The organism is Pseudomonas sp. NPDC089996 (assembly GCF_044748405.1).
In the GTDB taxonomy this organism is placed as follows: domain Bacteria; phylum Pseudomonadota; class Gammaproteobacteria; order Pseudomonadales; family Pseudomonadaceae; genus Aquipseudomonas.
The window spans coordinates 275,338-289,035 of the sequence record NZ_JBIVGA010000005.1 but is presented as its reverse complement, the minus strand read 5'-3'; the positions used below and the strand labels follow the sequence as shown (position 1 = coordinate 289,035).

General features: G+C 62.0%; 13 protein-coding genes. 8 read left to right on the top strand and 5 right to left on the bottom strand.

What is annotated here, in order from left to right:
* Window positions 1-6 precede the first annotated feature (6 nt).
* The 3 genes from ACIPW4_RS11375 to ACIPW4_RS11365 form a co-directional block, all read right to left on the bottom strand.
* Window positions 7-597 (bottom strand): hypothetical protein, encoded by a 591-nt coding sequence (locus tag ACIPW4_RS11375; RefSeq protein ID WP_400657774.1) that lies wholly within the window; start codon window positions 595-597, stop codon window positions 7-9.
* On the bottom strand, window positions 590-2,437 hold the full coding sequence (gene tssI, locus ACIPW4_RS11370) for a type VI secretion system tip protein TssI/VgrG (protein WP_400657772.1): 1,848 nt from the start codon (window positions 2,435-2,437) through the stop codon (window positions 590-592). The genes ACIPW4_RS11375 and tssI overlap by 8 nt, the downstream gene beginning before the upstream one ends.
* A 505-nt stretch (window positions 2,438-2,942) precedes the next feature.
* Window positions 2,943-3,626: a type 1 glutamine amidotransferase domain-containing protein gene (locus ACIPW4_RS11365; protein WP_400657770.1), complete on the bottom strand. Its 684-nt coding sequence runs from the start codon at window positions 3,624-3,626 to the stop codon at window positions 2,943-2,945.
* 175 nt (window positions 3,627-3,801) lie between these two features.
* Here ACIPW4_RS11365 and ACIPW4_RS11360 point away from each other — a divergent pair, with 175 nt between their 5' ends.
* Window positions 3,802-4,293 (top strand): GNAT family N-acetyltransferase, encoded by a 492-nt coding sequence (locus ACIPW4_RS11360; protein ID WP_400657768.1) that lies wholly within the window; start codon window positions 3,802-3,804, stop codon window positions 4,291-4,293.
* Window positions 4,294-4,311: 18 nt separating this feature from the next.
* On the opposite strand, the gene ppk2 is transcribed toward ACIPW4_RS11360, so the two are convergent.
* Window positions 4,312-5,229 (bottom strand): polyphosphate kinase 2, encoded by a 918-nt coding sequence (gene ppk2 / locus ACIPW4_RS11355; RefSeq protein ID WP_400657766.1) that lies wholly within the window; start codon window positions 5,227-5,229, stop codon window positions 4,312-4,314.
* 183 nt (window positions 5,230-5,412) lie between these two features.
* Between ppk2 and pstS the strand changes: the two genes are divergently transcribed.
* The 6 genes from pstS (at window position 5,413) to ACIPW4_RS11325 (ending at window position 10,623) form a co-directional block, all read left to right on the top strand.
* Window positions 5,413-6,441, top strand: a complete 1,029-nt coding sequence (gene pstS / locus ACIPW4_RS11350; RefSeq protein ID WP_400657764.1) for a phosphate ABC transporter substrate-binding protein PstS — start codon at window positions 5,413-5,415, stop codon at window positions 6,439-6,441.
* Between the two features lie 74 nt (window positions 6,442-6,515).
* Window positions 6,516-7,481, top strand: coding sequence for a phosphate ABC transporter permease subunit PstC (gene pstC / locus ACIPW4_RS11345; RefSeq protein ID WP_400657762.1), 966 nt, complete (start codon window positions 6,516-6,518; stop codon window positions 7,479-7,481).
* Entirely contained in the window at window positions 7,481-8,374 is an 894-nt protein-coding gene (gene pstA / locus ACIPW4_RS11340) for a phosphate ABC transporter permease PstA (RefSeq protein WP_400657760.1), read from the top strand. The genes pstC and pstA overlap by 1 nt, the downstream gene beginning before the upstream one ends.
* Window positions 8,375-8,423: 49 nt before the next feature.
* Window positions 8,424-9,209 (top strand): phosphate ABC transporter ATP-binding protein PstB, encoded by a 786-nt coding sequence (gene pstB / locus ACIPW4_RS11335; RefSeq protein WP_027918791.1) that lies wholly within the window; start codon window positions 8,424-8,426, stop codon window positions 9,207-9,209.
* Between the two features lie 95 nt (window positions 9,210-9,304).
* A complete protein-coding gene (locus ACIPW4_RS11330; RefSeq protein ID WP_400657757.1) occupies window positions 9,305-10,003 on the top strand; it encodes a hypothetical protein in 699 nt (232 codons plus the stop codon).
* Entirely contained in the window at window positions 10,003-10,623 is a 621-nt protein-coding gene (locus ACIPW4_RS11325) for a hypothetical protein (protein WP_400657755.1), read from the top strand. Before ACIPW4_RS11330 ends, ACIPW4_RS11325 begins: the two co-directional genes overlap by 1 nt.
* Window positions 10,624-10,703: 80 nt before the next feature.
* Here ACIPW4_RS11325 and ACIPW4_RS11320 read toward each other — a convergent pair whose 3' ends face one another.
* The gene (locus ACIPW4_RS11320) at window positions 10,704-12,224 is read right to left on the bottom strand and encodes an NCS1 family nucleobase:cation symporter-1 (protein ID WP_400657753.1); all 1,521 of its coding nucleotides are present in this window, start codon (window positions 12,222-12,224) and stop codon (window positions 10,704-10,706) included.
* Window positions 12,225-12,575: 351 nt separating this feature from the next.
* On the opposite strand from ACIPW4_RS11320, the gene ACIPW4_RS11315 reads away from it, so the two are divergent.
* Complete coding sequence (locus tag ACIPW4_RS11315) at window positions 12,576-13,625, top strand: L,D-transpeptidase (RefSeq protein ID WP_400657751.1); 1,050 nt, start codon at window positions 12,576-12,578, stop codon at window positions 13,623-13,625.
* Window positions 13,626-13,698: the final 73 nt, after the last annotated feature.

Sequence of the window (13,698 nt, the reverse complement as noted above, 5' to 3'; positions counted from 1 at the left end):
ATCGAGTCAAGCGGTGGTGACGGCGACGAGCATGGCGTCGAAGTCGATCAGCCAATCGGCCAACGGCCTCTGGGCGGGATCGATGAACGTCGAGAGGGAAAAGGACAGCGCTTCACGACTGTCACTGGGCGGGATCAGGGTGAGGACGGTGCGGCAATGCCGGCGCGCCTCGTGCTGACCGGTGAGATAATCCAGCATCAACGCCGGGTGCCCGGCGAGAAGGGAGGGCTGCTGACGCACCAGCGTGAGTTCGGCGTGCTGCTCGCGGGCCTCGGCCAGGTAGCTGTCCAGCGCTTGGTCGAGGGTCAGCGTCTGTGCAACGCTGCGGCATCCGGCCCTGACAATGACGCTGTGCTCGCCGACCTGAAGCGTGACCCACACATCGCTCAGCCTTGCACTGCGAGGCACCAGCAAGTGCAGCCCGGCGATCGTCATCGCATTGCGTTCCGGTAGTACTGGCAGGGTGGGTGCTGGCTGCGATAGCGCGAGCGCAGCTTCCTTCTCGGCCTGCGCCCTGGCCCGAGCTTCTTCGGCTTCGCGCCGCTGCCAGAGGCGGTCGTAGAGATTGCCTTTCCCCCTTATGAATTGACTACTCATTGATATCCACCCGGTCACCCTTGACGAAGGTGTGCTTGCCGCGCACCTCGATGTTGTCTGCGTGGATCAGGATCTTGTTCGGCGTCATGGTGAGCGTGCTGCTGCCAACGTGAAGCGCGATGTGCTTCTGCGCTGACACCTGAATGAACTGGTTGTCGACCTGCAGGGTGTACGAGCCCTCCTGAATGTTGATCAGCGTGTCCTGGCCGATGGTTTCGTGGTGCGTGCCAGCGACGGTTAGCTTGCGATCGTTGCCGACGAAGTGGGTCTCGTCATGCTCTACCTCGGTATCAAGATTGCGCTCGGCATGCAGAATCACCTGCTCGGCGCCGGCCTTGTCTTCGAAACGGAAGAAGTTCGCGGTGCCGCGATCCCCCTTGATCGAGCGGGTCAGCAAACCGCTCTGGGTCTTGTTCGCCGGCAGCGCCCATGGCGGGGTATTGCTGCTGTTGTAGAGGCTACCGATGATCAGCGGCCGGTCCGGGTTACCGTCGAGAAACACCGCCACCACCTCATCCCCCACCCGCGGGATCTGGATGCTGCCGAAGCCGCCGCTGGCACCGGCCTGGGCCACGCGCACCCAGCAGGAGCTCTGGTCGTCCAGATCGCCGTTGCGGTCCCAGTGGAACTGCACCTTCACCCGGCCCAGTTCGTCGGTGAAGATTTCTTCGCCCGGTGGGCCGACCACAATCGCGGTTTGCGGGCCGGCGATGGTCGGCCTTGGGGTGCTCAGGGGCGGGCGGTACGGGATCTTCTTGCGCACGCAGGTGAAGGTGTTGAAGTAGCCGGCCTGCTGGCCGCTGAGGTAGTTATTGTGGCCCTCGCAGGTCACGCCCATCAGCAGGAACTCGCGCTGTTCCAGCGGGCCGTCTTGATGGGCCGGGTGCTGCAGCAGTTCGAAGCTGTAGCCGGGGCGCATCGCGCGGCAGTTGCTGGCGCCTTCGAAGTGCTTGCCAACCAGTTCCAGTGCCTCGATGCGCCGACGCAACAGCGCCTCGCCCTCGTCATAGGTGCTGTGGGTGTACTGGCCGGGGTCGTAGATTTCGAAGCGCTGCACGGCGCCTTGCTCGTTGAGACTGCGCAGGGCAACCGGCAGGCGGTTGCCTGGCTGGCGATAGTCGAAGGTCTGCGCCGCCAGGCTGCCGGCCTGCAGCTGGCGGTGGCCGCACCACTGGGTAATCGCGTCGGCGGTTTCGGTGACCGCAGTACTGTGGAAGCGGATCTGCGCCTGTTCGGGGAGCGCGTCGAGCATCGTGGAGTAGTCGCAGATGACCAGGGTGTGGCCTTCGCTGCTGTGTTCGAAGAAGTAGAACAGCCCAGCCTCATCCAGCAGGCGCTGGACGAAGTTGAGGTCGCTTTCGCGGTATTGGGTGAGGTAGGTGTGGCGTTTCTGCGGGCGATACAGGCGAAAGGTGTAAGCGCTGTAGGCTGGATACAGGGCGAAGACTTCAGCAAGCACCTCTTCGACCGTGCAGTTCTGGAAGATACGCGTGTCGGTGCGGTGCCTGAGCATCGTCAGCCAGGGGCTCAGGGTCGCGCCGTAGCGGTCCAGGGCGCCGTCGCTGCCCTGGCTGGCGAAACGCGTGAGGTAGCCGTTGATGAAACGCGGCGCGGCATCGGCCAGCTCGATCTCGATGCTGACCTGCTGGCCGATCATCGACTTGAGCGGCAGCTGTGGTGCGTCGCAGATCAGTAGCAGTTCATAGGCGAACGGCTGCGACAGTGTCTCGACGCCCTTGAAGCTTTCCAACAACAGCGGCTGGTCGGGGTCGGTCAGGTGGTGAAACTTGAACAGTCGGCGATGCTGCGGCGACAGGCGCACGGCCAGGTCCATGATCATTGCATTGTCCTTGAGTGCTTGAAGCGCTCGGAGGCTAGGGCAATGATCCTGGGGTTGGCAATGAACAGGGTGTTGAGGGAAAAACGCGTTTGTAGGACGTAGGAATCAGGTGATTTCGCGTTTTCCTACAAAGCGCCCAAGCGTTCGTCGCCGGGAGCGCGCGCCAGCCCAGCAACGGCGCTACTTTGCGGAAAATGCGCGACTGACCGGGAATTCGCCCGCGTTCACGGTCAAGTTGGTACAAAAAAAGTGCCCTGCAGAAGCTAATGCCTGTCAGTCAAGAGCGTTGGGGCTGACAGGTGCTTGCCTTTGCCTTTTTGGCGCCTGTGAGATCGAGCGCCGCCCGCGCGGCGCTCAATCTCACAGGCGCTGAAAGGTCAAAGGCGGGCCCCTGTCAGCCCAACACCCTTTTACTGACAGGCATTACCCGCAGAAGCAGGGCGTTAAAGATAGCCGCCTCTTGCACTACCTGCCGGGGCAACTGGCATGTTGCCCCGGCGTTCTGTCAGCCCGCCAATCGCTTGAGCAGCGCCTTGGCCACCGCCTCGGACGAGGCAGGGTTCTGGCCGGTGATCAAATGGCCAGCCTCGACCACATGGCTTGCCCAGTCCGCCGCCTTGGAGTATTCGCCGCCGTTGGCCTTGAGCATGTCTTCCACCAGAAACGGCACGACGTCAGTGAGCCCGACGGCTTGCTCTTCACTGTTGGCAAAGCCGGTTACCTTCTTGCCTTTGACCACCGAATGCCCATCCGGCGTCTTGACGTCCCTCAGCACGCCGGGGGCGTGGCACACCGCAGCAATCGGTTTGTTGGATGCATAGAAGGCCTCGAGAAGGGTGATTGAATCCTTGTCTTGCGCCAGGTCCCAGAGCGGCCCGTGCCCGCCGGGATAGAACACGGCATCAAAGTCGTACGGGTCGATTTCGCCAAGCGGCACGGTGTCGGCCAGCGCCATCTGCCCGTCGGTGTCGCTGGCAAAGCGCCGGGTGGCGTCGGTCTGGGCGTCCGGTTCGTCGCTTTTCGGGTCCAGCGGTGGCTGGCCGCCTTTGGGCGAGGCGAGGGTGACATCGGCATTGGTGTCGACGAACACGTAATAGGGCGCGGCGAATTCTTCCAGCCAGAAGCCGGTTTTCTTGCCGGTGTCGCCGAGCTGGTCATGCGACGTCAGCACCATCAGGATCTTTTTCATGCGAGCCAGTCCTCCAGATGTAGGTGGGCAGTGCGCCGTTCGCCCTGCATGAAACTGGGAGGGCAGCGCGCGGCAGGGGTTCCCTGAACTGCGGCATCAATGGAAAGCGTGCGGGTTTTGTCGGCCAGGTCATTTATTCTAGCGGCATACGCTTTTCACTCAAGGAAGCATACCCATGAGCAATACCTCATTCCGCCAACCCGTAGTCCAGGACGCCGAGCGCTGCTACGCCATCGAGATCGCTGCCTACGAGGGTGACGAGGCGGCTACGCTGGAGAAGATTCGTACGCGCATCAGCCAATACCCTGAAGGCTTCCTGCTGCTCGAAGACCCCCATGGCATCGTCGGCTTCATCAACAGCGGCTGCGCCCACGAGGTGGTGATGTCCGACGAGGCGTTCAAGGAGCTGGTCGGCCATGACCCGCTGGCGCCCAACGTGGTGATCATGTCGGTGGTGGTGGACACGGCCCACCAGGGCAAGGGCTATGCCAAGCGACTGATGAACGAGTTCATCCGCAGCATGAGGGCGCAGGGCAAGCAGACCATCCACCTGATGTGCAAGGAACAGCACGTCGAGCTGTACCGCAACCTGGGCTACCAGTATGTGCGGCCTTCGCCCTCGGACCACGGTGGCATGGCCTGGCATGAAATGGTCATGGCGCTCTGAACCCGCCAGTGCGCCGTTTCAGTACACCTGTGGCACGATGATGTCGGCCGGGGTCGGGTTGCGGGTGTAGTCCTCCTTCCTGACCCGTTGCGGCAGCTCGATCGCCGGCACCTGCACTTCTTCATAGGGCATTTGCCCGAGCAGGTGATGGATGCAGTTGAGCCGGGCCTTCTTCTTGTCATCGGCCTGCACCACCCACCAGGGCGCTTCGGCGATGTGGGTGCGCTCGAGCATGACTTCCTTGGCCTTGGTGTAGGCCTCCCAGCGCCGACGCGACTCCAGGTCCATGGGGCTGAGCTTCCATTGCTTGAGCGGGTCATGCACGCGGCTGAGAAAGCGCAGGTGCTGTTCCTGGTCGGAAATCGAAAACCAGTATTTGATCAGCTGGATGCCCGAACGGGCCAGCATGCGCTCGAACTCCGGCACGCTGCGGAAGAACTCCTCGTACTGGTCGTCGTTGCAAAAGCCCATGACCTTTTCCACGCCCGCGCGGTTGTACCAGCTGCGGTCGAACAGCACGATCTCGCCGGCTGCCGGCAAATGTGAAACGTAACGCTGGAAGTACCACTGGGTGCGTTCGCGGTCGTTGGGCGCCGGCAGCGCCGCCACCCGGCAGACCCGTGGGTTGAGGCGCTGGGTGATGCGCTTGATCACGCCGCCCTTGCCGGCCGCATCACGGCCTTCGAACAGGATCACCACCTTGTGGCCGGTCTTGACCACCCAGCTCTGCAGCTTCACCAGTTCGCCCTGCAGGCGGAACAGTTCGCGGAAATAGGTGCGACGCGCGGCCTTTTCGCTGCCTTCCTCTATGTGGTCGTCAAACAGCGCATTGATGTCATGGCCGTCTTCGGCCAGTTCCAGTTCCAGCTCCTCGTCACTGTGGTCCAGCAGTTCACGGTGGATTCGCTTGATCAGGTTGTGTTCTGTGGGGGACATGGCAGGTACTCCATCGAGGGATGATGGCACAGTGTTTAGTCATATTTGGTTACTACGGAATGACAACCCCTGGCCCTTTGCCCCGACCTAGAGGGGATGAATGATGCTTTGCCATTCAATAGTCACAAAGCTGTAACACAGCTGATGCAAAGTGTGCTCGCCATCACACGGAGCGCTTTTTCCATGATACGCCTGATGAAGTCTGCTGCACTCGCCGTTGCCGTCTCGCTTAGCGCCACTTCGGCCTTTGCCGCAGACAACGTTCGCCTGACCGGTTCCGGCGCCAGTTTCCCTGCACCGATCTACCTGACCTGGTTCAAGGACTTCAGCAAGAACACGGCTGGCGTCACCGTCGACTACCAGTCCAAGGGGAGCGGGGCAGGTGTTCAGGACTTCCTGAACAAGACCGTCGACTTCGCCGCCAGCGACTCGGCCATGAGCGAAGCAGACATTGCCAAGGTCGGCGAAGGCGTGCAGTTGCTGCCAATGACCGCCGGCGAAATCGTCCTGGCCTACAACCTGCCGGGCAACCCGAAAGGCCTGAAGCTGCCACGCGATGTGTACTCCAACATCTTCCTCGGCAAGATCACCAAGTGGAACGACCCACAGATCGCCAAGGCCAACCCAGGCATGAAACTGCCTGAGCTGCCGATCACCGTGGTCGTGCGTGCCGACTCCAGCGGTACCAACGCTGTCTTCACCAAGCACCTGTCGGCCATCAACGCCGACTTCAAGAAAGACCTGGGTGAAGGCAACACCGTCAACTGGCCGGCTACCGACAAGTTCATCAAGTCGCCGAAGAACGACGGCGTGACCGCCACCGTTCGCCAGACCCCGGGCGCCATCGGCTACATCGAATACGGCTTCGCCAAGCTGGCCAAGGTCGACTTCGCCGCGCTGGAAAACAAGGCCGGCCAATACGTCGTGCCGAACGCCGAAAGCGGTGCCGAAGCACTGGCTGCCGTGAAGATGCCGGAAAACCTGATCGCTCACCTGCCGGACCCGGAAGGTGCCAAGTCCTACCCGATCACTTCCTACACCTGGATGATCTTCCGCAAGGACAACGGCAGCCCGGAAAAGGCCAAGGCCATGCGTGACATGGTCGAGTACGGCCTGACCCACGGTCAGAAGATCGCCGACTCGATGGGCTACATCCCGCTGCCTCCGTCGGTTGTCGACGAAGTGCGCAAAGCGTCGCAAAGCATCCAGTAATACCTTCAGGCGCTCCCGGTGTGGTGTGACAGCCATGCCGGGGGTGTTTGCCCCCAAGTCCCGGAATCAGCTAAATGAACACACCTTTTGCCATACCGGATAACCCAGATTCTGCGTGCCAGCCGCCGTCCACCAAGGACTTCCTGGTCGATCGCACCTTCCGTGCCCTTGCACGTATCGGTGTGGTGCTGATTCTCGCGCTGGTTTTCGCGTTGGTATACGAAGTAGGACGCAAAGCACTTCCAGGAATGGAAAAGCACGGTTTCGACGTGCTGTTCGGCAGTGTGTGGGACGTCAACCAGGGCAAATACGGCATTCTGCCCGCCATCTGGGGCACGCTTTACAGCGCCCTGATTGCTTTGTTGATCGCAGGTTTCTTCGGCGTCAGCATGGCCATCTTCCTCACCCAGGATTTCCTGCCGGCGAGACTCGCAGCGGTGTTCCGCACTATCGTCGAGCTGCTCGCCGCCATCCCCAGCGTCGTTTACGGCCTGTGGGGCATCTATGTAGTGATTCCGGCCATCCGGCCACTGACCACCTGGCTGAACAGCGAGCTGGGCTGGATCCCGTTCTTCGGCACCTCCCTGAGTGGCCCCGGCCTGCTGCCGGCGGCGTTGGTGCTGGCGATCATGATCCTGCCGACCATTGCCGCAGTTTCCCAGGATGCGCTGACCAGCGTGCCGATGAAGACCAAGCAGGCTGCCTACGGCATGGGTACCACCCACTGGGAAGCCATCCTCAAGGTCATGGTGCCGTCGGCCGCCACCGGCATTTTCGGTTCCCTGGTGCTGGGCCTTGGTCGCGCACTGGGCGAAACCATGGCCCTGGCGATGCTGGTCGGTAACGCCAACACCATTACCCTGTCCCTGTTTGCCCCGGCCAACACGCTGGCAGCCTTGCTGGCGCTGAACTTCCCTGAGGCCGGGCCGAACGAGATCGAGGTGCTGATGTACGCCGCCCTGGTCCTGATGTTCATCACATTGCTGGTGAACGTGTTCGGTTCGATGATCATGCTCTACGCCCAGCGGGGTAACAAATAATGACTGACCTCTCTGCAGCAACTACTGCATTGCCCAGCCTGCAGCGTCGCTTCGAAGGTCGCGCCCTGCGCAGCCTGGTGCTGACTTCCACGGTCTGGTGCGTGGCCTTGCTGGCCGCCGTGCCACTGATTTCCGTGCTGTACATGCTGATCACCCGTGGCGGTGCTCGCCTGAGCCTGGAAGTGTTCACCGAGCTGCCACCGACCGGCTTCGAGATGGGCGGCGGTTTCGGTAACGCCATGGCCGGTACCTTCGTCATGGTCGGCATCGCCGCCGCCATCGCCGTACCGGTCGGCATCCTGGCAGCCGTGTTCCTCGCTGAACTTGGCCCCGAGAGCAAACTGGCCAACGCCTCGCGCTTCGCTGCCAAGATGCTGACTGGCCTGCCATCGATCCTTGCCGGCGTATTTGCCTACGCCCTGGTGGTGATGACCACCGGTACCTACTCGGCACCGGCAGGTGGCGTGGCGCTGGCCGTGCTGATGCTGCCGATCGTCGTGCTGACCGCTGAAGAAGCCATGAAGATGGTACCCAAGATCATGAAGGACGCCGCCTACGGCATGGGCTGCACCCGCGCCCAGGTGATCTGGAAGATCGTCCTGCCGACCGGCATGCCGGCCATCCTCACCGGCGTCATGCTGGCCGTGGCCCGCGCTGCAGGTGAAACGGCACCGCTGCTGTTCACCGCGCTGTTCAGCAACTACTGGATCTACCACGACGGCAGCCTGGCCGTCATGAACCCCACGGCGTCGCTTGCCGTACTGATCTACAACTTCTCCGGCATGCCGTTCGACAACCAGCTGGAGCTCGCCTGGGCGGCGTCGCTGGTGTTGGTGATGATCGTGCTGGTAGTCAACATTCTTAGCCGAATCTTCGGCAAGCCAAAGTACTGAAAGGGAGCATTCGACCGTGAACGTATCAACTGCACAGAGAGCTGCTCCCATGGTCAGCGAAGCGCCAATCGTCATGGACTGCAAGCTGGACAAGATCTTCTACGGCAACTTCATGGCGGTGCGTGACAGCCATGTACCGATCCGCAAGAACGAGATCACCGGCTTCATCGGCCCGTCCGGCTGCGGCAAGAGTACCGTGCTGCGCAGCCTCAACCGCATGAACGACCTGGTCAAGGGCTTCCGCTTTGAAGGCCATGTGCACTTCCTCGGCCAGGATGTCTATGGCAAGGGCGTGGACCCTGTGGTGGTGCGCCGCTACATCGGCATGGTGTTCCAGCAGCCGAACCCGTTCTCGATGAGCATCTTCGACAACGTTGCCTTCGGCCTGCGCCTGAACCGTTACAAGGGCGACATCGGTGACCGCGTCAAGCACGCCCTACAAGGCGCTGCCCTGTGGGATGAGGTCAAGGACAAGCTCAAGGTCAGCGGCCTGTCGTTGTCTGGCGGCCAGCAGCAACGTCTTTGCATCGCCCGAGCCATCGCCACCGAGCCGGAAGTGCTGCTGCTCGACGAACCGTGCTCGGCGCTCGACCCGATTGCCACCCGTCGGGTGGAAGAGCTGATGGTCGAGCTGAAGAAGGACTACACCATCGCGCTGGTCACCCACAACATGCAGCAGGCGATTCGTGTGGCCGACACCACCGCGTTCTTCTCGGTAGACATTTCCCAGGGTACCCGCACCGGTTACCTGGTGGAGATGGGCCCGACCACGCAGATCTTCCAGAATCCGCGTGAACAACTGACCAGTGATTACATCAGCGGCAAGTTCAGCTGAGTCAGCCGGCACCCGCCAGGCGACCCGCCCCGCAGGCCAGGAAGGCCGAGCGGGTTGGGTCGTTTTCACGTTTGTACTGTTTCAAGAGATTACCAATGGATGCGACATGTCGTCTTGACCTGCCAGCGGTAGAGCGCGCACTTCGCGAAGTGCAGGGGCGCTTTGCCGAACTCAGCCAGCATTTCACCGAGCCGCGTGATCCGTTCACCGACGAGGTGCTGCTCAATGTGCTTGAAGGCTATGCCCTGATTGACGACTATGTCGCTCGGGGCGTGGACCTGTTCGACCTGCAGCAGCTGAACCTGATGCTGGAGATCAACGCCACCGTGCTGTGCGGCAGCGACCCGGCGCGCCGGCGCGAGTTCGCCCCGCACCTCGAGGCCACCGAGGCACGTTTTTTCAACAACGTCGAAGGCGGCATCAAGGACCTGTACAACTGGTATTGCTCGTACCGCAGCGAGTCGATCTGGAAGCGCGCGGCGGGTGTCTACGTACGTATTCTCAGCAAGCCGCAACTGTTCATCGAAGGGAACAACCGCACGGGGTCACTCATCGTCAGCTATCTGCTGATGCGTGCAGGGTTGCCACCGTTCGTGCTGACGCTGGACAACGCCGAGGGCTACTTCAACCCGTCCTCGGTGATTCGCAACTCTGCCAAGCATGGTGTGAAGGCTTTGTACGAATTGCCCAAGATCAAGAAAAAGTACGCGGCCTTCCTCGAAGCGAAGGCGCCTGAACCCGACACGTTCTTCCTGCCCGGCACCTGCGCGCCGGTCCGCCAGGGGAACCGATGATGGAAAAGTATTCGATGCTAGAGCAAGGCAAGGCCAGTGGGCGACGTGCGTGGCACGCCATCGGGCGCAAATTCAGGCGCCCGCAGATGCGCATTTCCTTCGATATCGATGACACGCTCGCCTGCCTGCCGCACCACGCCGATGAAGAGCACAGCAAGCTGCCGGCATTCATCCACCGTTGGCTGGGCGAACCGCTGCGCAGCGGCACACGCTCGCTGATCCGCGACCTGCGCCGCCAGGGCTGCAGCATCTGGATCTACACCTCTTCGGGCCGCACCCCGGCCTATATCCGGCGCTGGCTGATGCTGTACGGCATTCACGTCGATGGCGTGGTCAACAGCGACCGCCACCAGCACATCCTGCAGCTGCACGGGCTCGAGAAACCACCGTCGAAGTACCCACCGGCATTCGATATCGACCTGCACGTCGATGATTCCGAAGGGGTGGGGATCGAGGGCTACGACCACGGTTTCCGTGTGGTGGTGGTCAATCCGGAAGATGACAGCTGGGCGCAGAAGGTGATGGACGCTGCCGAACAGGTGCAGGCTCAGCTGGCCTGGCAGCAACCACAGCGGTATGCAGCGCCGGTGCCACGCAATTCGCAAGCGCTGGCATCCTGATCCGCTGAGGTCACCCTGAAAAAGAAAAGCTCATCGCGCCTGGTCAGGCGCGATGAGCTTTTTTTGTTTCCGATGCCAGGTCAGTGCTGCGCGCTGTCCACTGCGATGCTTTCGCCGGACACATCCAGGTGCCTGACGCTACGGTTGGCGAGGGCGTAGTGGATCAGCCCGCCAAGGCCAGCGCCGAAGAACCAGGAGAACTGCGACAGCGTCTCGAACGCCGGCACCAGCGCCAGCAGGATGGCGATCAGCGAGGCCGGGATGAACGCTGCCACGGCGCGCAGGTTGACTCCGCCCTGGTAGTGATAGGCGGCCTGCGGGCTTTCGCTGTACAGCTCAGGCAGGTTCACCCGGCTTCGGCGTACCAGGTAGTAGTCGGTGACCATGATGCCGTACAGCGGGCCGAGCAATGCACCCAGGCCGCCGAGGAAGTACACGATCACCGATGGGCTGTTGTACAGGTGCCAGGGCAGGATCACCACCGCGATGGTAGCGCTGAGCAGGCCCGCGCGGCGGAAGTTCAGCACCTTGGGCGCCAGGTTGGTGAGCACGAAGGCCGGGGCGACGAAGTTGGCCATGATGTTCACTGCCACGGTGACCAGCAGGAACGCCAGGCAGGCCAGCACCAGGCCGGCGGTGTTGGGGATGGCGGCGACGATTTCGCTCGGGCTCTGCACCAGCTTGCCGTCGATGCTGAACTGCGCACCGGCGAGCACCACGGCGATCAGCGCAAAGCCCAGCATATTCACCGGCAGACCCCAAAAGTTGCCCACGCTGATGGTGCGGCGGTCCGGGCAGTTGCGGGTAAAGTCGCAGAAGTTGAGGATCATGGTGCCGTACAGCGAGACCCACAGCGCGGCGGCGCCGAATACCTTCAGCCACATGGCGGAACCGGTCGGTGCGTTGCCGCTGGACCAGGCGATCGACAGGCCACTGCGCCAGTACATCCAGCCAGCCAGGCCGGTGAAGGCGACCAGGATGATCGGCCCGGCGAGGGATTCGAAGCGGCGTACCATCTCCATGCCGTAGGCGAAGATCGCCACCTGCACGCACCAGATACCGATGAAGGTGACCCAGCCCAGTGTCGACAGGCCGAGGATCGAATTCTGGTCGTAGGCCTTGAGGTCGGGGGCGATTGCGGTGAGCAGCACACGCAGGACCACCGAGGCGAGGTAGGTCTGGATGCCGAACCAGGCGATGGCGATCACCGCGCGGATCAGCGCCGGGATCTGCGCACCGTGGATGCCGAAGCTGATCCGGCACATGACGGGGTAGGGCAGGCCGGTCTTCTGCCCCATGTAGCCGGACAGGTTCATCAGGCCGTAGATCAACAGCGCGCCGAGGGCGAAGGCGGCGAGGATCTGCGCGCCGCTCATGCCCAGGGCGAACAGGCCGATGGCGAAGGAATAGTTGGCAATGTTATGCACATCGTTGGTCCACAGCGCGAACAGGCTGTAGCGCCCCCAGGTGCGGTTCGTCGCGCGGGTCGGTGCCAGGTCGGCACTGTACAGACGCGGGCTCAGTTGCAGCTGGCTGGGGTCCGCGGTCTCGGCGGGGCGATCGGCAAGTTGGCCAACATCGGAACGGGAAATCGACGCCATCGGAACTCCGTGATGGTTGTGTACTTTTGTTGTTGTCGTTTGTATACAAACAAGATTCGCGCCAACCCATTGACGTGGAGGAATTAACTGTCTCTGCGCTTTTTCACCTGTAGGAGCGGCCTTGCGTCGCGAAAGGGCTGCGAAGCGGCCCCGGGGCTTCAGCTCGGCAGCCTGCATTGCCGGGGCCGCTTCGCGGCCCTTTCGCGACGCAAGGCCGCTCCCACAGGAACGATGATTTGAGGTGGGAATTTTGTGCACACTTTTTTGCGCGGTGTTACTGCCCCACACCGCGTGAGCATGGCGCAAGGTGGCCTGCGGCGCAGGTTCCGCATAAGCTGAGGGCAGGTTGCCATGAGGATCACTTCGATGTTGCATGTACCGCTCGCGATGGGCCTGCTGCTTGCCGTCACCATGGTCGAAGCGGCGCCTGTGCAGGTGCCCACCCCGGCTGCACTCAGGAGCCAGCTCGACAGCCTCAAGCCTGGCCAGTTTCTCTGGTATCCGCAGGTCTCGCCGGTGGGGCCGGTGACCGTCGTGGTCAGCCTCACCGAGCAACGTGCCTACGTCTATCGCAACGGCATCGCCATCGGCGTCAGTACCGTGAGCAGCGGCAAGGCAGGGCGGGAAACCCCTACCGGGGTATTCAGCATTCTGCAGAAGAAGGTCGAGCACAAATCCAGCCTCTACAACAGCGCACCCATGCCGTATATGGAGCGGCTGACCTGGGACGGCATTGCCCTGCATGCTGGCCATCTGCCGGGCTACCCGGCCTCGCACGGTTGCGTGCGCTTGCCGTTGGCGTTTGCCAAGAAGCTGTATGAGGTCACCGGTTTCAGCTCGACCACGGTGATCGTTTCCGATACCCACAGTGCACCGGTCGAGGTCAACCACCCTGGCGTGCTGGCGCCTACGGTCAGCTCAGGCAAGGCCCAGGGGCCGCTGCTGTTGAGCAACCAGCAGTTCTGGAACGACCCGGACCCGACGGCAGGGCCGCTGTCGATCCTGGTCAGTCGCGCCGACCTGCGTGCCTACGTGTATCGCGGGGGTCAGTTGATCGGCTCGGCGCCGGCACTGTCGCTTGGCAACAGCCAGCATCGCAGCGGCATGGCGGTGTATTCGCTGCTGCAAAAGCCGTCGGAACTGGCACTCGAGGGTGGGCTGCCGTTGCGCTGGTCGGTGGTGGGCCTGAGCAACCCTGAATACGGGAACACGCCTTATGAGCAATTGGGGCAATTGACCATCAACCCGGAATTCCGCCGTCATCTGCGTGCGGCGATGGATGTCGGCACGATGCTGGTGATCACCGATTGGGCGTCCACCCGGGATACCCGCAGCGATGGAAAATTCACGGTGATCACCACCGATGACAGTGAAGAAGTTAAGCCATTGGTCAAGAAATGATCGGCAATCCTGTAGAAATCCAGCAAAGTGGCGGTTTTTGACCGCGATCCAGCGGATATTCTGCCTAGGGTAA